The 18,943-nt window shown below is 53.0% G+C and carries 15 protein-coding genes; 4 read left to right on the top strand and 11 right to left on the bottom strand.

The genetic code is table 11. The features are described from left to right. Positions 1-122: 122 nt before the first annotated feature. The 6 genes from ihfB to HP459_RS02195 form a co-directional block, all read right to left on the bottom strand. On the bottom strand, positions 123-410 hold the full coding sequence (ihfB, locus tag HP459_RS02220; RefSeq protein ID WP_003858233.1) for an integration host factor subunit beta: 288 nt from the start codon (positions 408-410) through the stop codon (positions 123-125). Between the two features lie 170 nt (positions 411-580). Next, entirely contained in the window at positions 581-2,254 is a 1,674-nt protein-coding gene (gene rpsA / locus HP459_RS02215; protein WP_003858235.1) for a 30S ribosomal protein S1, read from the bottom strand. A gap of 111 nt (positions 2,255-2,365) precedes the next feature. Further along, the gene (cmk, locus tag HP459_RS02210) at positions 2,366-3,049 is read right to left on the bottom strand and encodes a (d)CMP kinase (protein WP_015570968.1); all 684 of its coding nucleotides are present in this window, start codon (positions 3,047-3,049) and stop codon (positions 2,366-2,368) included. Positions 3,050-3,234: 185 nt separating this feature from the next. Further along, on the bottom strand, positions 3,235-4,518 hold the full coding sequence (gene aroA / locus HP459_RS02205) for a 3-phosphoshikimate 1-carboxyvinyltransferase (protein WP_063841439.1): 1,284 nt from the start codon (positions 4,516-4,518) through the stop codon (positions 3,235-3,237). A 67-nt stretch (positions 4,519-4,585) separates the two neighbouring features. Then, a complete protein-coding gene (gene serC / locus HP459_RS02200) occupies positions 4,586-5,674 on the bottom strand; it encodes a 3-phosphoserine/phosphohydroxythreonine transaminase (RefSeq protein ID WP_022647627.1) in 1,089 nt (362 codons plus the stop codon). Positions 5,675-5,836: 162 nt separating this feature from the next. Next, complete coding sequence (locus tag HP459_RS02195) at positions 5,837-6,529, bottom strand: DUF421 domain-containing protein (RefSeq protein ID WP_023299721.1); 693 nt, start codon at positions 6,527-6,529, stop codon at positions 5,837-5,839. A gap of 127 nt (positions 6,530-6,656) precedes the next feature. Here HP459_RS02195 and ycaO point away from each other — a divergent pair, with 127 nt between their 5' ends. From ycaO to pflA, 4 genes are all read left to right on the top strand, one after another. Then, positions 6,657-8,417: a 30S ribosomal protein S12 methylthiotransferase accessory factor YcaO gene (gene ycaO / locus HP459_RS02190; protein ID WP_022647625.1), complete on the top strand. Its 1,761-nt coding sequence runs from the start codon at positions 6,657-6,659 to the stop codon at positions 8,415-8,417. A gap of 405 nt (positions 8,418-8,822) precedes the next feature. After that, positions 8,823-9,680 (top strand): formate transporter FocA, encoded by an 858-nt coding sequence (focA, locus tag HP459_RS02185; RefSeq protein WP_171935891.1) that lies wholly within the window; start codon positions 8,823-8,825, stop codon positions 9,678-9,680. Between the two features lie 51 nt (positions 9,681-9,731). Continuing rightward, complete coding sequence (pflB, locus tag HP459_RS02180) at positions 9,732-12,014, top strand: formate C-acetyltransferase (RefSeq protein WP_022647624.1); 2,283 nt, start codon at positions 9,732-9,734, stop codon at positions 12,012-12,014. A 203-nt stretch (positions 12,015-12,217) separates the two neighbouring features. Next, the gene (gene pflA, locus HP459_RS02175; protein ID WP_003858250.1) at positions 12,218-12,958 is read left to right on the top strand and encodes a pyruvate formate lyase 1-activating protein; all 741 of its coding nucleotides are present in this window, start codon (positions 12,218-12,220) and stop codon (positions 12,956-12,958) included. Positions 12,959-12,994: 36 nt separating this feature from the next. Here the strand turns inward: pflA and HP459_RS02170 are convergent, their stop codons facing one another. The 5 genes from HP459_RS02170 to dmsA form a co-directional block, all read right to left on the bottom strand. Further along, positions 12,995-13,516 (bottom strand): anti-virulence regulator CigR family protein, encoded by a 522-nt coding sequence (locus HP459_RS02170; protein ID WP_032624534.1) that lies wholly within the window; start codon positions 13,514-13,516, stop codon positions 12,995-12,997. 123 nt (positions 13,517-13,639) lie between these two features. Next, positions 13,640-14,788, bottom strand: a complete 1,149-nt coding sequence (locus tag HP459_RS02165; RefSeq protein WP_023305804.1) for an MFS transporter — start codon at positions 14,786-14,788, stop codon at positions 13,640-13,642. Between the two features lie 274 nt (positions 14,789-15,062). Next, entirely contained in the window at positions 15,063-15,926 is an 864-nt protein-coding gene (locus HP459_RS02160) for a dimethyl sulfoxide reductase anchor subunit family protein (RefSeq protein ID WP_171935890.1), read from the bottom strand. Position 15,927: 1 nt separating this feature from the next. Next, positions 15,928-16,545: a DMSO/selenate family reductase complex B subunit gene (locus tag HP459_RS02155; RefSeq protein WP_017384545.1), complete on the bottom strand. Its 618-nt coding sequence runs from the start codon at positions 16,543-16,545 to the stop codon at positions 15,928-15,930. Positions 16,546-16,555: 10 nt separating this feature from the next. Next, positions 16,556-18,943: dimethylsulfoxide reductase subunit A (gene dmsA / locus HP459_RS02150; protein ID WP_171935889.1), on the bottom strand; the 2,388-nt coding region annotated here is incomplete at its 5' end.

The following is an 18,943-nucleotide window of genomic DNA, read 5'->3' as shown; positions in this document are numbered from 1 at the left end:
TTAAGCGTTTACAGCAAAGAGAAAATTTAAATGCGGCGCGTATTCAGAAATGCAGGGACGGGATACAAAAAAAGCACCCTAAGGTGCTTTCTTTAAACTCAGTTTAACCCTGATGATTAAACTCAGTTACCGTAAATATTGGCGCGATCGCGCAGTTCTTTACCCGGCTTAAAGTGCGGAACATACTTTCCTTCCAGCTCCACTTTATCGCCAGTCTTCGGGTTACGCCCGGTACGTGGTGCACGATAGTGCAGGGAAAAACTACCGAAACCGCGGATTTCAATGCGCTCGCCCTGGGCAAGAGTGGTAGCCATATGCTCCAGCATCTCTTTAACGGCATCTTCCACAGCCTTGGCAGGGATATGCGGTTGCTGACTGGCAAGTCTTTCAATCAATTCTGACTTGGTCATGATTCCTCCGGTTCCTTTCAAACCCATTAGCTGAACAGCTTATTAAACAAGGGCGGCCGTAGCCGCCCTTTGTTATTGATTACAGGACGAATCCTGCAATCTGTCAAGTCTGCTCTCCATCCTTCGCGCTGTAAATGCGTTACAGCTCAAATGATGGTGCGAACCTGAACTTACTCGCCTTTAGCTGCTTTGAAAGCTTCAGCCATTGCGTTGTTAGAGAAGTTTGCATCTTCCTGTTTGTTCACAGTTGCGATTGCATCTTTCTCATCAGCTTCGTCTTTAGCACGAACAGACAGGCTGATTGCACGGTTCTTACGGTCAACACCGGTGAACTTAGCTTCAACGTCGTCACCAACGCTCAGAACCAGAGTTGCATCTTCAACGCGGTCACGTGAAGCTTCGGAAGCGCGCAGGTAACCTTCAACGCCGTCAGCCAGTTCTACGGTTGCGCCTTTAGCGTCAACAGCAGTCACTTTACCGTTTACGATTGCGCCTTTCTTGTTCAGTGCAACCCAGTTGTTGAACGGATCTTCTGCGAGCTGTTTAACGCCCAGGGAGATACGTTCACGCTCTGCGTCAACCTGCAGAACAACTGCTGCGATTTCGTCGCCTTTTTTGTATTCACGAACTGCTTCTTCGCCTGCAACGTTCCAGGAGATGTCAGACAGGTGAACCAGGCCATCGATGCCGCCGTCCAGGCCGATGAAGATACCGAAGTCAGTGATAGACTTGATTTTACCTTCAACACGGTCGCCCTTGTTGTGGGTTTCCGCGAACTGCTGCCATGGGTTGTTTTTGCACTGCTTCAGGCCCAGGGAGATACGACGACGTTCTTCGTCGATATCCAGAACCATCACTTCCACTACATCACCAACGTTAACAACTTTGGATGGGTGGATGTTTTTGTTGGTCCAGTCCATTTCGGAAACGTGCACCAGGCCTTCAACGCCTTCTTCGATTTCAACGAAGCAGCCGTAGTCGGTCAGGTTGGTAACGCGACCAGTCAGTTTAGTACCTTCTGGGTAACGCTTAGCGATAGCTACCCATGGATCTTCGCCCAGCTGTTTCAGGCCGAGGGATACACGAGTACGCTCGCGGTCGAACTTCAGCACTTTAACAGTGATTTCGTCGCCCACGTTCACGATTTCGCTTGGGTGCTTAACGCGTTTCCACGCCATGTCGGTGATGTGCAGCAGGCCATCAACGCCGCCCAGGTCAACGAATGCGCCGTAGTCAGTGAGGTTCTTAACGATACCTTTGACTTCCATGCCTTCCTGCAGGTTTTCCAGCAGCTGATCGCGTTCTGCGCTGTTTTCGGATTCGATAACGGCACGACGGGAAACAACAACGTTGTTACGCTTCTGGTCCAGCTTGATTACTTTGAACTCAAGCTCTTTGCCTTCGAGGTGCAGGGTGTCACGGACTGGACGAACGTCTACCAGAGAACCTGGCAGGAACGCACGAATACCATTCAGCTCAACAGTGAAGCCACCTTTAACTTTGCCGTTGATAACACCGACCACAGTTTCAGCTTCTTCGTAAGCTTTTTCCAGCGTGATCCATGCTTCGTGACGTTTAGCTTTCTCACGAGACAGCAGGGTTTCGCCGAAGCCGTCTTCTACTGCGTCCAGAGCAACGTCAACTTCGTCACCTACCTGGATTTCCAGCTCGCCCTGGGCGTTTTTGAACTGCTCAGCCGGGATGGCGGACTCAGATTTCAGACCGGCGTCAACCAGTACTACGTCTTTGTCGATAGCAACAACAACACCGCGAACGATGGAACCCGGACGGGTTTCGATTTCTTTTAAGGATTCTTCAAACAGTTGAGCAAAAGATTCAGTCATGTTTAATCTTCAGGTTAATATTAACGTCCACCTGGCTCCGTGCCGGATGGGGTTGTTTCACATACCCGCCGTCAATCCATTGCAGCGGGGGTACTGCTAAATCGGTCGCGATTACGCGAGTGCCAGTTTTTGGCGCGCATATTGTAGCGCTTTTTCAATCACTTGCTCAATAGTTAAACTGGTTGAATCCAGCACTAATGCGTCTTGCGCGGGAACAAGTGGTGCGACGGCGCGGTTACGATCGCGGTCATCGCGCTCTTTTATCTCGGATAAAAGGCGATCAAAGTTAACACTAAACCCCTTTTCCTGCAACTGAAGCATGCGGCGTTGAGCACGTTCTTCCGAAGAGGCGTCAAGGAAAATTTTCACTGGCGCATCAGGGAATACCACGGTTCCCATGTCGCGGCCGTCGGCGATCAGCCCCGGCGCTTCGCGGAAACCGCGCTGGCGACGTAACAGCGCTTCACGAACGCGTGGGAAAGCCGCCACCTGAGAGGCCGCATTGGCCACTTCCTGCGTACGGATTTCACCGCTGACATCTTCCCCTTCCAGGATCACTTCAAGGTTGCCATCAGTAGAGACAAAGCGCACATCCAGATGTGCAGCCAGCGGTACCAGCGCTTCTTCAGACGCAACATCTACATGATGATGCAGCGCAGCCAGCGCCAGCACGCGATAGATTGCTCCCGAATCTAAAAGATGCCATTGCAATGCTTCCGCCATCGCTTTGCACAGAGTACCTTTCCCTGCGCCACTTGGCCCATCAATGGTGATTACCGGGGCAATTGCCGTCATCTTTTTCTCCTTAATTAAGGCATACCGTTTACATGAACGCCGCGCATTATACGCGCCAACGTGCGCAACTGTTACCTTTGCGTGCAAATTACGGAATGATTGAAGCAGAGTGTAGAAGAAATGAAAGAGGATGACTGTCAGAAAGCGTAAGGAAATGCCGCATCAGGAGATGCGGCATACGATCGTCAGGCCAGGGTGCTAATGCGCGCCAGCTGTTCGAAGTAGTCCGGGAAGGTTTTCGCCGTGCACTTCGGGTCAAGGATGGTGACTGGCGTATCTGACAGCGCCACCAGCGAGAAACACATCGCCATGCGGTGATCGTTGTAGGTGCCAATTTCTGCAAATTGCAGTTTTGCCGGCGGCGTGACGCGAATGTAGTCTTCGCCCTCTTCTACCACCGCCCCCACTTTACGCAGCTCGGTTGCCATTGCGAACAGGCGGTCAGTCTCTTTTACGCGCCAGTTATAGATGTTACGCAGCGTGGTGGTGCCTTTCGCAAACAGCGCAGCGGTGGCGATGGTCATTGCCGCGTCAGGAATATGGTTCATGTCCATGTCGATGGCGTTCAGCTCACCGTGCGTACAGGAGATGAAGTCATCGCCCCAGGTCACAACCGCGCCCATTTTTTCCAGCACGTCGGCAAAACGAATATCGCCCTGCACGCTGTTGCGACCAATACCCGTCACTTTTACCGTACCGCCTTTAATCGCACCCGCGGCCAGGAAGTAGGACGCGGATGACGCATCCCCTTCAACCAGGTAGTTGCCCGGAGACTGGTACTGCTGTGCCCCGCGCACCACGAAGCGCTGATAAGACTGGTTTTCCACCTCAACGCCGAAGGTTTTCATCAGGTGCAGCGTGATATCAATGTACGGTTTAGAAACCAGATCGCCTTTAATCGCGATCACCGTATCCTGCGGTGCCAGCGGTGCGGTCATCAGCAGTGCCGTCAGGAACTGGCTGGAGACGCTACCGTCAACCTCAACGTTACCGCCAGTGAAACCACCGCGCAGACGCAGTGGCGGGTAATTTTCTTGCTCAAGATAATCAATCTGCGCGCCGCCCTGACGCAGGGCATCGACCAGGTGGCCGATCGGACGCTCTTTCATGCGCGGCTCGCCGGTCAGCACAATATCGTTGCTCCCAAGACACAGCGCAGCGGCCAGAGGACGCATCGCCGTACCGGCGTTACCCAGGAAAAGCTCCAGCGCTTCAGCGGAATGTAATGCGCCGCCGTTACCGGTGACTTCACAACGGGTACGATCGTCTGACAGCGCGTACTGAACGCCCAACGCTTTCAGTGCATTGAGCATATGGCGCACGTCATCGCTGTCCAGCAGGTTGGAAAGGACGGTGGTGCCGTTTGCCAGAGCTGCCAGCAGCAGAGCGCGGTTCGAGACACTTTTTGAACCAGGCAGATTAATGGTGCCATCTACCCGCGCGATAGGTTGTAACGTCAGGGATTCCATGAAACTTAACTCTCAACTCAACATAATAAAAACCCCGCAGGAACGCTGCGGGGGTGAAAACAGCCAATTAACCGTGACGACGTTCGAAGTCGATCATGAAATCAGTCAGGGCTTTAACGCCTTCCAGCGGCATCGCGTTATAGATAGAGGCACGCATACCGCCTACCACACGGTGACCTTTCAGCGCATGCAGACCCGCCGCGAAGGACTCTTCCAGGAACACGTTATCCAGGTTGTTGTCCGCCAGCTGGAACGGCACGTTCATGCGCGAACGGTTAGTTTTGGCGACATCGTTACGGTAGAAATCGCTCTTGTCGATCACGCCGTACAGCAGTTCAGCTTTTTGCTGATTGATCTTGTCCATCTGCGCCACGCCGCCTTTTTGCTTCAGCCATTTGAAGACCAGGCCGGAGAGATACCAGGCGAACGTTGGTGGAGTGTTGAACATGGAATCGTTGTCGTTCAGGACGGTGTAATCCAGAATTGACGGGCAAGACTTATGGGCTTTCCCCAGCAGGTCTTCACGCACGATAACGATAGTCAGACCCGCAGGACCGATGTTTTTCTGGGCACCCGCGTAGATGACGCCGTAGCGGCTGACGTCCAGCGGCGTGGACAGAATGGTGGAGGAGAAGTCCGCCGTCACAATGACATTTTCGCCAAAGTCTGGCTCTTCGTGAATAGCGATACCGTCGATGGTTTCGTTCGGGCAGTAATGAAGATACGCGGCGTTGTCAGAAAGCTGCCACTCACTCATCGGCTTCACGGCGCGCATACCGTCAACGGTCACTTTGGCATCGATAACGTTCGGCGTGCAATATTTGTGCGCTTCTTTTACCGCACTGGCCGCCCAGTAGCCGGCATCAACGTAATCAGCGGTGGATTTGTCGCCCAGTAGATTGAGCGGAATACCCGCAAACTGACCGCGTCCACCGCCGTGACAGAACAATACTTTGTAGTTCGAGGGAATGTTCAGCAGATCGCGAAAATCCTTTTCTGCCTCTTCCGCCACCTGAATAAACGCTTTACCCCGGTGGCTGACTTCCATCACCGACGTACCCAGACCGTTCCAGTCACACAGCTCCTGTTGAGCCTGTTTGAGCACGTCTGCCGGTAACATTGCCGGACCTGAACTGAAATTAAAGACTTGAGCCATTTCCCCTCACCACGCTAAAAGCCATAAGTTATAACTGTGGATATCGGTTTTATCATTCAGTGACACGCGCCGCAATGTCTAAAACTTATGGCCGAAGAAATGTGCCCCTCGTCACACAAAACAATCTGCCGTACCGTTGTCGCAAAACCGACAAAATCGCTGTCAGGTAATGCGTTTAGCCCGGCTAACCTTCGTCCATTCTGGATTTGTACAGCGAGGGCATAATTGATGATCGCCCGCCTGCATGACCACCACATGGCTGCATTTTATGCAGGCATACTGGCCCGCATCAGGGACGGTTTTGTATCGCTCGATAAGCATATCCGGCAGTATGCACAGGCCGGGCTTGACCTCATCGTCAGGATAGTAATAAACGCTGATTTGACCGTTCGTTTCCATAATCGCCAGACGCACCTGCCCCAGCTGTTCAACGCTGCTTATACGTAGCTCCATAAAGAACTCAAACTCCGTCATATTGGCGCTTTGCACATTCTCCCAGGCCAGTTGACCATCTTCGACAATCACCACCGGTTTTCCTTCGAACAGATCTTCCAGTTTTTCACTTTTCGACATCAGCCACATGACCAGCCGGTACAGCAGCGCAAGCGTCACGAAGACGATAAAAACCGGCACCATCGGCACATCGTCATAAAAGGCAACGTCCCCTGCCGCCGAACCCAGCGTCAGGATAATAAGCACTTCAAACAGTGACATCTGCCGCACGCCGCGACGTCCGGTGATTTTCAGAAACAGGAAGACGAGTACAAAGGTGTACAGGCTACGCAACGCCACTTCGCCTAAAAACTCAGGTGGGACTTTATCAAACGCCATCCGCTGGAGATCAAATGCTTTCATTTTTTTATGCCTTAACAGTAGGTTACTGCTTATAAGCATAGCCCAGCCATTTATTTTCGCCGGAGATAGCACCCGTCACGCAAAACCCGTATCATTGCGCGCTTTACGTACGATAAAAGTGAACGCCATGACTCAAACGTTTATCCCCGGCAAAGACGCCGCTCTGGAAGATTCCATCGCTCGCTTCCAGCAGAAACTGACCGACCTGGGCTTTAATATCGAAGAAGCCTCCTGGCTGAATCCGGTGCCTCACGTCTGGTCCGTGCATATTCGCGACAAAGACTGTGCGCTGTGCTTTACCAACGGCAAAGGCGCGACCAAAAAAGCGGCACTGGCCTCTGCGCTGGGTGAGTATTTTGAGCGTCTGTCCACCAACTATTTCTTCGCCGACTTCTGGCTGGGTGAAACGATTGCCAACGGCCCGTTCGTTCACTACCCGAACGAAAAATGGTTCCCGCTACCCGAAGACGACGAACTGCCGGAAGGCATTCTTGATGCCCGCCTGCGCGCGTTCTACGATCCGGAAAACGAACTGACCGCCAGCATGCTGATCGACCTGCAATCCGGCAATGAGGATCGTGGTATCTGCGCCCTGCCGTTCACCCGTCAGTCTGACGAGCAGACCGTTTACATTCCAATGAACATCGTTGGCAATCTGTATGTGTCTAACGGTATGTCTGCCGGTAACACCCGTAACGAAGCGCGTGTACAGGGGTTGTCTGAAGTTTTCGAGCGTCACATCAAAAACCGTATTATTGCTGAATCCATCAGCCTGCCGGAGATCCCGGCTGACGTGCTGGCGCGCTACCCGGGCGTGGTGGAATCCATCGCCAAACTGGAAGCGGAAGGTTTCCCAATCTTTGCTTATGACGGCTCTCTGGGCGGCAAATATCCGGTTATCTGCGTGGTACTGTTTAACCCGGCAAATGGCACCTGCTTCGCCTCTTTCGGCGCGCACCCGGACTTCGGCGTGGCGCTGGAGCGTACCGTGACCGAACTGCTGCAAGGTCGTAGCCTGAAAGATCTCGACGTATTCACCCCGCCAACCTTTGATGATGAAGAAGTCGCCGAGCACACCAACCTCGAAACGCACTTCATCGACTCCAGCGGTTTGATCTCCTGGGATATGTTCAAACAGGACGCAGACTATCCGTTCGTGGACTGGAGCTTTGCCGGTACGACGGAAGAAGAGTTCGCCACCCTGATGGCGATCTTCAACGCGGAAGATCAGGAAGTCTATATTGCCGACTATGAACACCTCGGCGTTTATGCGTGCCGTATTATTGTGCCGGGTATGTCGGACATCTATCCGGCAGAAGATCTGTGGCTGGCGAACAACAGCATGGGCGCGCATCTGCGTGAAACCCTGCTGGCCCTGCCGGGCAGCGAGTGGGATAAAGAAGATTATCTGAACCTGATCGCCCAACTGGACGAAGAAGGACACGATGATTTCACCCGCGTACGCGAACTGCTGGGTCTGGCAACCGGAAAAGATAACGGCTGGTACACGCTGCGCATCGGCGAGCTAAAAGCGATGCTGGCGCTGGCGGGCGGCGATCTGGATCAGGCTTTGGCCTGGACCGAGTGGACGATGGAGTTTAACCAGTCCGTCTTCTCCGCCGAGCGCACTAACTATTACCGTTGCCTGCAAACGCTGCTCCTGCTTTCTCAGGAAGACGACCGCGAGCCATTGCAGTATCTGAACGCCTTCGTCCGCATGTACGGTGCAGATGCCGTTGAAGCTGCCAGCGCTGCGCTGAGCGGTGAAGAACCGTTCTATGGCCTGCAAGCGGTTGACAGCGATCTGAAAGCCTTCCCGGCGCATCAGTCGCTGCTGAATGCGTATGAAAAATTGCAGAAGGCTAAAGCCGCTTACTGGTCAAAATAAGCGCATATAACATTAATGGCTGTAGGCGTATTCAATCGCCTGAGCTATATTACGGGGCAATTTCATTGCCCCTTTTTTTTATTTTTCCGCAATGACGTTTAATTGTAATAATTAAGTTAACCACGGGTAAATATAAAAACGCTTACCTGGGCTTTACTGTTACTAATTCTAATAAATACTCCATTTTAATTAACTGTTCCACGGGAGGCTGAAGGAAAAAATTCAACTCTTTTCATAACTTTTAAAATTTATTTTTATACGGATAATCAAATACTTACTCCGCTTTTGCTGTAAAACCATACACACTGCGGGCCTATAAGCCAGGCGAGATATGATCTATATCAATTTCTCTTCTATAATGCTTTGTTAGTATCTCGTCGCCGACTTAATAAAGAGAGAGTTAGTGTGAAAGCTGACAACCCTTTTGATCTATTACTCCCCGCTGCGATGGCGAAAGTTGCCGAAGAAGCGGGTGTCTACAAAGCAACGAAACATCCGATGACGACGTTCTTTCTGGCCATTACGGCTGGGGTGTTCATCTCCATCGCTTTCGTCTTCTATATCACAGCCACCACCGGCACTGCCGGGATGCCTTTCGGCATAGCGAAACTGATTGGTGGTATTTGCTTCTCACTGGGTCTGATCCTCTGCGTCATCTGCGGCGCCGACCTCTTCACCTCAACGGTGCTGATTGTTGTGGCAAAAGCCAGCGGAAGAATTACCTGGGGTCAACTGGGGCGCAACTGGCTCAACGTCTACGTTGGCAACCTGATTGGCTGTCTGCTCTTTGTTCTGTTGATGTGGCTTTCTGGCGAGTACATGACCGCCAACGGCGGCTGGGGGCTTAACGTCCTGCAAACCGCCGACCACAAAATGCACCATACATTTATCGAAGCCGTTGCTCTCGGCATCCTTGCAAACCTGATGGTCTGCCTGGCGGTCTGGATGAGCTACTCTGGTCGTAGCCTGATGGATAAAGCCATGATTATGGTTCTGCCGGTTGCGATGTTTGTTGCCAGCGGCTTTGAGCACAGTATTGCGAATATGTTCATGATCCCGATGGGGATTGTAATCCGCAACTTTGCAAGCCCGGAGTTCTGGACTGCTGTAGGTTCAACCCCGGAAAGTTTTTCACACCTGACTATTATAAATTTCATTACTGATAACCTGATCCCCGTCACTATCGGGAACATTATCGGTGGGGGTCTGTTAGTTGGGTTGACATACTGGGTCATTTACCTGCGTGGCGGCGATCATCATTAATGGTTGTCTCAGGCAGTAAATAAAAAATCCACTTAAGAAGGTAGGTGTTACATGTCCGAGCTTAATGAAAAGTTAGCCACAGCCTGGGAAGGTTTTACGAAAGGTGACTGGCAGAATGAAGTCAACGTCCGTGACTTCATTCAGAAAAACTATACCCCGTATGAAGGTGACGAATCCTTCCTGGCTGGTGCAACTGACGCAACCACCAAGCTGTGGGACAGCGTAATGGAAGGCGTTAAACTGGAAAACCGCACTCACGCGCCAGTTGATTTTGACACCTCCGTTGCTTCTACCATCACTTCTCACGATGCTGGCTACATCAACAAAGCCCTTGAGAAAATCGTTGGTCTCCAGACTGAAGCACCACTGAAACGCGCAATCATCCCGTTCGGTGGCATTAAAATGGTTGAAGGTTCCTGCAAAGCGTATAACCGCGAGCTGGACCCAATGCTGAAAAAAATCTTCACCGAATACCGTAAAACCCATAACCAGGGTGTATTCGATGTTTACACCAAAGACATTCTGAACTGCCGTAAATCTGGCGTTCTGACCGGTCTGCCAGATGCCTATGGCCGTGGCCGTATCATCGGTGACTACCGTCGCGTTGCGCTGTACGGTATCGACTTCCTGATGAAAGACAAATACGCGCAGTTCGTCTCTCTCCAGTCTGACCTGGAAAACGGCGTAAACCTGGAAGCGACTATCCGTCTGCGTGAAGAGATTGCTGAACAGCACCGTGCGCTGGGTCAGATCAAAGAGATGGCGGCTAAATACGGCTGTGATATCTCTGGTCCTGCAACCAACGCTCAGGAAGCTATTCAGTGGACCTACTTCGGCTACCTGGCCGCGGTTAAGTCTCAGAACGGTGCAGCAATGTCCTTCGGCCGCGTATCCACCTTCCTGGATGCGTATATCGAACGCGATATCAAAGCAGGCAAAATCACCGAGCAAGACGCTCAGGAAATGATTGACCACCTGGTCATGAAACTGCGTATGGTTCGTTTCCTGCGTACTCCAGAATATGATGAGCTGTTCTCTGGTGACCCAATCTGGGCAACCGAATCTATCGGCGGTATGGGCGTAGATGGCCGTACGCTGGTAACCAAAAACAGCTTCCGCTTCCTGAACACCCTGTACACCATGGGTCCTTCTCCGGAGCCGAACATCACCGTTCTGTGGTCTGAAAAACTGCCACTGAACTTCAAGAAATTCGCCGCTAAAGTGTCCATCGACACCTCTTCTCTGCAATACGAGAACGATGACCTGATGCGTCCGGACTTCAACAACGACGACTACGCTATCGCGTGCTGCGTAAGCCCAATGGTTGTTGGTAAGCAAATGCAGTTCTTCGGTGCGCGTGCAAACCTGGCGAAAACCATGCTGTACGCAATCAACGGCGGCGTTGACGAAAAACTGAAAATGCAGGTTGGTCCTAAGTCTGAACCGATCAAAGGCGACCTTCTGAACTTCGACGAAGTGATGGAGCGCATGGATCACTTCATGGACTGGCTGGCTAAGCAGTATGTCACTGCGCTGAACGTCATCCACTACATGCACGACAAGTACAGCTACGAAGCCTCTCTGATGGCGCTGCACGACCGTGACGTCGTTCGCACCATGGCGTGTGGTATCGCAGGTCTGTCCGTTGCGGCTGACTCCCTGTCTGCAATCAAATATGCGAAAGTTAAACCAATTCGTGACGAAGATGGTCTGGCTATCGACTTCGAAATCGAAGGCGAATATCCGCAGTTTGGTAACAACGACGCTCGCGTTGATGACATGGCGGTTGACCTGGTAGAACGTTTCATGAAGAAAATTCAGAAACTCACTACCTATCGTAACGCTATCCCGACTCAGTCTGTTCTGACCATCACCTCTAACGTTGTGTATGGTAAGAAAACCGGTAACACCCCAGACGGTCGTCGTGCTGGCGCGCCATTCGGCCCAGGTGCTAACCCAATGCACGGTCGTGACCAGAAAGGTGCGGTTGCCTCTCTGACCTCCGTTGCTAAACTGCCGTTTGCATACGCGAAAGATGGTATCTCTTACACCTTCTCTATCGTGCCAAACGCGCTGGGTAAAGACGACGAAGTACGTAAAACTAACCTCGCGGGTCTGATGGATGGTTACTTCCACCACGAAGCGTCCATTGAAGGTGGTCAGCACCTGAACGTGAACGTGATGAACCGTGAAATGCTGCTCGACGCGATGGAACATCCTGAGAAATATCCTCAGCTGACCATCCGCGTATCTGGCTACGCAGTACGTTTTAACTCCCTGACGAAAGAACAGCAGCAGGACGTTATCACCCGTACTTTCACTCAGTCCATGTAAGTGGAATTGACTGAAATCACGCGTTAAAAAGCGTACAATAAAGGCTCCACGCAAGTGGGGCCTTTTTAACACCCTCGCTTCATCAGTCTCTTTTGTCCGCTATCTATACTTAATGGATAACAGCCAAAACAGACTCGACATAGCCTTTGAGCTGTGCATCTACATAGGCCCCCGGATGGGCCAAATTCGGAGATATCACCGCAATGTCAATTATTGGTCGCATTCACTCCTTTGAATCCTGTGGCACCGTCGATGGCCCGGGGATCCGCTTTATCACTTTCTTCCAGGGCTGCCTGATGCGCTGCCTGTACTGCCATAACCGTGACACCTGGGACACCCATGGCGGCAAAGAAGTCACCGTTGAAGATCTGATGAAAGAGGTGGTGACCTATCGCCACTTCATGAACGCGTCCGGTGGTGGCGTGACGGCATCCGGCGGTGAAGCTATTCTTCAGGCTGAATTTGTGCGCGACTGGTTCCGCGCCTGCCATAAAGAAGGTATTCATACCTGCCTCGACACCAACGGCTTTGTGCGCCGTTACGATCCGGTTATTGATGAACTGCTTGAAGTGACCGATCTGGTGATGCTCGATCTCAAGCAGATGAACGATGAGATCCACCAGAATCTGGTTGGCGTCTCAAACCACCGTACGCTGGAATTTGCCAAATACATTGCCAATAAAGGCGTCAAGACCTGGATCCGCTACGTGGTAGTACCGGGCTGGTCAGATGATGATGATTCTGCACATCGTCTGGGCGAATTTACCCGGGATATGGGTAACGTGGAGAAAATTGAACTCCTGCCCTATCACGAGCTGGGCAAACACAAATGGGTGGCAATGGGTGAAGAGTACAAGCTCGATGGCGTGAAGCCGCCGAAAAAAGAGACGATGGAGCGCGTCAAAGGTATTCTTGAGCAGTATGGCCACAAGGTCATGTATTAACGAAAAGGCCCGGTGAAAACCGGGCCTTTTTATATTCTATTTAAAGACGCCGTTAATCACGGAAGTCACAATCGCGGTACTCAGCGCAATTAAGACCAGGTCGTCACCCACCACGCGCCATTCATAGCCCGGATAAGAAGGAAGCTGACCCAGCATATCGGCTGGCACGGTTTTCTTCGCAATGCCCGGAGGCAGTGGCTTACCGCGCGCCAGGTTTTTCGCAATACCCGGAGGCAGAGAGTCGTAGCCCGTTAAGCCGTAATTCAGTGCCAGATGGCGGGCATGATCGAAGCTCACGCGGACGTCAACATCATGACCCACATCGTTGCTGTTTTTAAAGCTCTTATCCGATTTTCCTGGATTATCCTGGCCGTTATTGTGCTTATTACCATGGTTACCAGCGTTCCCGTTACCATGATTGCCGCTATTACCTTGTCCGCCACCGTTTCCGTGACCACCGCCATTCCCGTTTCCAGGATTAGCCATGGCCGGAGCCGTTGCAAACGTTAAAGCCAACACTACGGCAAGTGCGGTAGTGGAAAAACGACGAGTAGACATGATTGCTGCCTTTTAGTGGTAGAACTCATTTGAATTATCGCCAGGCAGTAAAAACTCACAATAAGTAAAAGTCTTATATGTGACAGGGACAAAAAAGCCTGTCATCGACAGGCTTTTATTTAATCAGGCATGTGCCACTGGCGTTGGGTGCTCGCCCACTTTGCGCAGCAGCATTAACAGATAAATAAACGATACGCTGGCGATCATGATAAACAGCAGATTATCAGAGTAATTTTGCATGAGCATAGCGGTAAAAGTCGGCCCCAGTAAACTGCCGATGGTGTAACTCAGCAACAATGCCTGGTTCATCGCCACCAGCTGGTGATGCTCAACTTTCTCACAGGCCCAGGCCATCGCGACCGGATAGAGCGTAAAACCCGCAGCCCCCAGAATGAACAGCGCAGGCGCCATCGCGGCGTTGCTGAGCATAGCGAGACAGCCCATGATGACCACGAAAACCTGGACGCGCAGCACCAGCAGACGACCAAAGCGGTCCGCCAGGCGGCCAATTGGCCACTGGCCGACAATCCCCGCGCTGACCATCACCGCCATCCAGAAACCGATCCCGGAATCACTGACACCCTGATGGTTAAGATAGAGCGGCATCAGGCCATAGAGCGACCCCAGCACAATCCCGGAAATAATACAGCCGTTAATCCCCAGGCGCGCATGGCGCAGTCTCAGCATCGGCCAAACGTGCGTGGCCTCCTGATGCTCACTGCTCTGGTTCACGATACGGGTAAAGAGCAGCGGCAGAATTGCGGCCAGCACCATCCCTGTTACCCATGGCAGAACGCTCATCAGGTCGGTTGGGAATTTGCTGACCATCAGTTGTCCCAGAACGGTACCGACGTAGTAAACCATCATATAAGCCGCCAGCAGACGCCCGCGATTACGGGACGTGCCGCTGCACATCAGCGCACTTTCAACCACCACCCAGATCATGGCGCAGCCAACGCCCGCAATAAAGCGCCAGACCATCCAGCTCCAGAAGCCGACCATCAGTCCTAAACCGGCGCATCCGACGGCAAAGATCAGTGACGCCAGATAATAGCTGCGGTTAAAACCAAAGCGCTTAATAAGGCTGCCCGTTAATAAGGTGCCCAGCAGATTGCCCGTAAAAAAGGACGAGCTAACCATACCCACCTGCCAGGTTGGTAAGTTTTCATGGGCGAGCCATAGCGGGACGAGTGTGTTCAACACCGCGATCGCCAGGGTCAGCAAAAGCAGGCCACAGAGCAACAAAAGCACCGGGCGGGTATAGGTGGTCATGGATTAAAAACCGTGAGGAAGTTCAGATTTCGTGCGCATCATGCCACTGGCAAAAACAAAGTCAATCCACCGATTCAGGCGTCACGCACGATATGCGCCTTGTCGATTTAAAAAACTCATCCTGCTAATGCAAAACCTGCTACCAATATTAATTATCTATTTGTTTTTATTTATTTCCGGGAATTTTTACAACGAAACATCAGTCGAAAAATTTCATGAATGAAAAAAGAAAAGCCGGGCACTATGTCCCGGCTTTTTATAACAAAATCTAAAATTAGCTGGCGACAGCCATACCGACCGTCATATGCAGACCGTAAAATACGCCGCGACCAATTAACTCCCCTGCCAGCGCCAGCACAAAGGCCAGTGACAGCAACGGTAGCGCAGGCGCGTAACCTTTAAGCTGAGGGGCAATCCAGCACACCAGCGCCGCCGTCAGCAGCACCACACGCCAGGCCATCAGAGAACCGTAATCCGGTACCAGCGCCGAAGCCTGTTGGATAGAGCTGTGAATGGTCGCCAGCTCCGCTCCCTGCATAAGCGCTACAACGGTACTGATGACCAGTGCCAGCAGCGAGACCGCGGGCAGCAGGCGCATCGCCCAACCATTAATGCCAGCTACACGCAGAAGCAGATAACCCAGCAGCGGCCCGCCAATAAACATGGTCAGGAAGAAGCTCATCGGCGTCCAGACGCTGTACCAGGTCGGAACGGTATCGATGGTGTTGTACACCCGGACCATCATCCAGACAAAGACAACGCCCAGTACCATGGTGACGATGAGCCACAACGCACGTAACCCTGACGGCAGCTTTTTCAGCGCTGCCAGTAACCACCCCAGCCCGCCAACTGCAAAGAAGATTGCGCCGCTGGCAATCTCGTTACTCAGCGAAGAGGCACCTACGCGGTTCAGGGAGTTAAACGCGCGCATCGGTGAGCCCAGGTGCAACGTAGAGGCGATAAACCCAATCCCCATCAACACCCACAGGCCAAACATGCTCAACACTAAACGCTGCTGCTGTTCAGCATTGAGGTTCCCTTTTAACAGCGCCAGCGCAAGGACGATAAACCCGCCTGCCACGCACTGCCCAAAGACCGTGAAGATCATAAGCGGCCATTCATGCCATCCACTTCCCATCTCACACCTCCTTCGGGTTTGCCAGGTAGCCGGTGGTGTCACCCGTCGGACGGCTGTTGGCGTTAGGTTTAATCACAATACTCGGCTTCGTGAAGTGCGCAGACGGCAGCGGCGCGACCGCAGCAAGCTGACCGTGTTTTTTACGCAGCTCTTCAATCGGGCCAAAGTCCAGCGCGCGCAGCGGGCAGGACTCGACGCAGATGGGCTTTTTGCCGTCCGCCACGCGGCTGTGGCAGCCGTCGCACTTGGTCATGTGGCCTTTAGCCGCGTTATACTGCGGCGCACCGTACGGGCAGGCCATGTGGCAGTAGCGACAGCCAATGCAGACATCCTCGTCCACCACCACAAAACCGTCGTCGCGCTTGTGCATTGCCCCGCTCGGGCAGACCTTGGTGCAGGCCGGATCTTCGCAGTGGTTGCAGGCAATCGACAGGTAATAGGCGAAGACGTTCTGATGCCAGACGCCGTTATCCTCCTGCCAGTCGCCGCCTGCGTATTCATAAATACGACGGAAGCTGACGTCCGGGGTCAGGTCTTTATAATCCTTGCAGGCCAGCTCGCAGGTTTTGCACCCGGTGCAGCGGCTGGAATCAATAAAAAATCCATACTGGGTTGTCATCGGTTACTCCTTACGCCTTTTCAACCTGAACGAGGTTTGTGTGGGATGGGTTGCCCTTCGCCAGCGGCGATGGACGCTGCGTAGTGAGAACGTTGATGCAGCCCGCCTGATCGATACGGTTCGCATCCGGGTTATACCAGGCCCCTTCCCCCAGCGCGACAACGCCAGGCATCATGCGCGGAGTCACTTTAGCTTCGATATGCACTTCGCCACGTCCGTTGAAGATACGTACGCGATCGCCATTACTGATGCCGCGCGCTTTCGCATCCATCGGGTTGATCCACATCTCCTGTCGGCAGGCCGCTTTCAGAACGTCAACGTTGCCGTAGGTGGAGTGAACACGCGCTTTGTAGTGGAAACCGGTTAACTGAAGTGGGAATTTCTCCGTCAGTGGATCGTTGTAGTTTTCGAAGCCAGGCGTATAGATCGGCAGCGGATCGATAACGTCCCCTTCCGGCAATTCCCACGTTGCGGCAATTTTTGCCAGCTCTTCGGAGTAGATCTCGATTTTGCCCGACGGCGTGGTCAGCGGATTGGCCTGCGGATCGTCGCGGAAGGCTTTATACGCCACGTGATGCCCTTCCGGATCGCGCTGCTTGTACATGCCCTGCTTGCGGAAGGTATCGAAGTCCGGCAGGTCTGGAATGGCTTTGCGTGAGAGCTCGTGCAGATGGCGCATCCACTCTTCCTGAGTACGCCCCTCTGTGAACTGCTGCTCAACGCCAAGACGTTTCGCCAGCTCGGACGTCATCTCATAGATGGTTTTGCACTCGAAGCGCGGTTTGATGGCCTGGTCTGTGAAGATCACATAGGACATGTTGCCGCAGGAGGCGTCCAGCGCGAAATCCATCTGCTCAGAGGCGGTGCAGTCTGGGAGCAGAATATCGGCATACTTCGCCGATGAGGTCATGTGGCAGTCGATCACCACAATCATTTCGCACTTCTTGTCGTCCTGCAAAATTTCATGGGTGCGGTTGATCTCTGAGTGCTGGTTGATCAGGCAGTTACCGGCATAGTTCCAGATCATTTTGATTGGCACATCCAGCTTATCTTTGCCCCGAACACCGTCGCGTAGCGCGGTCATTTCCGGGCCGCGCTCGATCGCGTCCGTCCACATAAACATGGAGATGCTGGTCTGAACCGGGTTATCCAGCGTTGGCATACGTTCAAACGGTACTTCATACGAGCCTTCACGCGCCCCGCTATTACCGCCGTGAATGCCGACGTTGCCAGTCAGAATCGAGAGCATAGAAATAGCGCGGGTGGCAATTTCGCCGTTCGCGTGACGCTGCGGTCCCCAGCCCTGGCTGATATAAGCCGGTTTTGCTGAACCAATTTCACGGGCCAGCTGAACAATACGTTCGACTGGAATGCCGGTGATGGTGGATGCCCACTCAGGGGTTTTCGCTACCCCGTCGCTGCCCTGACCAAGAATATACGCTTTGTAATGCCCGTTAGCCGGTGCGCTGGCTGGCAGCGTCTTCTCGTCATAGCCGACGCAGTATTTATCAAGGAACGGCTGATCGACGAGGTTTTCAGTGATCATCACATACGCCAGCGCATTGACCAGCGCCGCATCGGTACCAGGGCGGATAGGGATCCACTCGTCTTCTCGCCCCGCGCCGGTATCGGTGTAGCGCGGATCGACGATGATCATACGTGCGTTGGATTTGGCGCGCGCCTGCTCAAGATAATAGGTTACCCCACCGCCGCTCATACGCGTTTCGCCCGGGTTGTTGCCGAACAATACCACCAGCTTGCTGTTTTCTATATCCGACGGGCTGTTACCGTCTGCCCAGCCGCCATAGGTGTAGTTCAGGCCCGCGGCAATCTGTGCGGAAGAGTAGTCGCCATAATGGTTGAGATAGCCGCCGCAGCAGTTCATCAGGCGCGCTACCAGCGTTTTACCCGGCGGCCAGGAGCGGGTCATGGTGCCGCCCAGCGTCCCGGTGCCATAGTTCAGGTAGATGGATTCGTTGCCGTACTCTTTGATCAGGCGCTGCATGTTGGTCGCGATAATATCGTAGGCTTCGTCCCAGCTAATGCGCTCGAACTTCCCTTCCCCACGCTTACCGACACGCTTCATCGGATATTTCAGACGATCCGGGTTATAAACGCGACGGCGCATTGAGCGGCCACGCAGACAGGCACGAACCTGGTGTAACCCTTCGTAGTTATCATCGCCGGTATTGTCGGTTTCAACGTATTTGATTTCACCGTCCACAACATGCATACGCAGCGGACAACGGCTACCACAGTTAACGGTACAGGCACTCCACACCACTTTTTCCGGGGCTGAAGCGGGAGACAGAGCCTCCGCCGCCGACGCCAGACGGGTAAAAGGAAGCGTAAAGGCGCTGCTGGCAACCGCCAGACCACCTATTGCCGTGGTTTTCAT

It is taken from the genome of Enterobacter sp. CM29, assembly GCF_013179605.1.
Taxonomy (GTDB): Bacteria; Pseudomonadota; Gammaproteobacteria; order Enterobacterales; family Enterobacteriaceae; genus Enterobacter; species Enterobacter intestinihominis.
Note: the sequence above shows the minus strand (reverse complement) of the source record. Positions and strands in the feature narration are given on the sequence as shown.

Excerpts from the sequence above, each read along its gene's own strand:
- aroA (WP_063841439.1), bottom strand. The coding sequence starts at position 4,518 with ATGGAATCCCTGACGTTACAACCTATCGCGCGGGTAGATGGCACCATT.
- HP459_RS02155 (WP_017384545.1), bottom strand. The coding sequence starts at position 16,545 with ATGACAACCCAGTATGGATTTTTTATTGATTCCAGCCGCTGCACCGGG.
- rpsA (WP_003858235.1), bottom strand. The coding sequence starts at position 2,254 with ATGACTGAATCTTTTGCTCAACTGTTTGAAGAATCCTTAAAAGAAATC.
- HP459_RS02165 (WP_023305804.1), bottom strand. The coding sequence starts at position 14,788 with ATGACCACCTATACCCGCCCGGTGCTTTTGTTGCTCTGTGGCCTGCTT.
- ycaO (WP_022647625.1), top strand. The coding sequence starts at position 6,657 with ATGACTCAAACGTTTATCCCCGGCAAAGACGCCGCTCTGGAAGATTCC.
- cmk (WP_015570968.1), bottom strand. The coding sequence starts at position 3,049 with ATGACGGCAATTGCCCCGGTAATCACCATTGATGGGCCAAGTGGCGCA.
- ihfB (WP_003858233.1), bottom strand. The coding sequence starts at position 410 with ATGACCAAGTCAGAATTGATTGAAAGACTTGCCAGTCAGCAACCGCAT.
- HP459_RS02170 (WP_032624534.1), bottom strand. The coding sequence starts at position 13,516 with ATGTCTACTCGTCGTTTTTCCACTACCGCACTTGCCGTAGTGTTGGCT.
- pflB (WP_022647624.1), top strand. The coding sequence starts at position 9,732 with ATGTCCGAGCTTAATGAAAAGTTAGCCACAGCCTGGGAAGGTTTTACG.
- HP459_RS02195 (WP_023299721.1), bottom strand. The coding sequence starts at position 6,529 with ATGAAAGCATTTGATCTCCAGCGGATGGCGTTTGATAAAGTCCCACCT.
- HP459_RS02160 (WP_171935890.1), bottom strand. The coding sequence starts at position 15,926 with ATGGGAAGTGGATGGCATGAATGGCCGCTTATGATCTTCACGGTCTTT.
- serC (WP_022647627.1), bottom strand. The coding sequence starts at position 5,674 with ATGGCTCAAGTCTTTAATTTCAGTTCAGGTCCGGCAATGTTACCGGCA.
- pflA (WP_003858250.1), top strand. The coding sequence starts at position 12,218 with ATGTCAATTATTGGTCGCATTCACTCCTTTGAATCCTGTGGCACCGTC.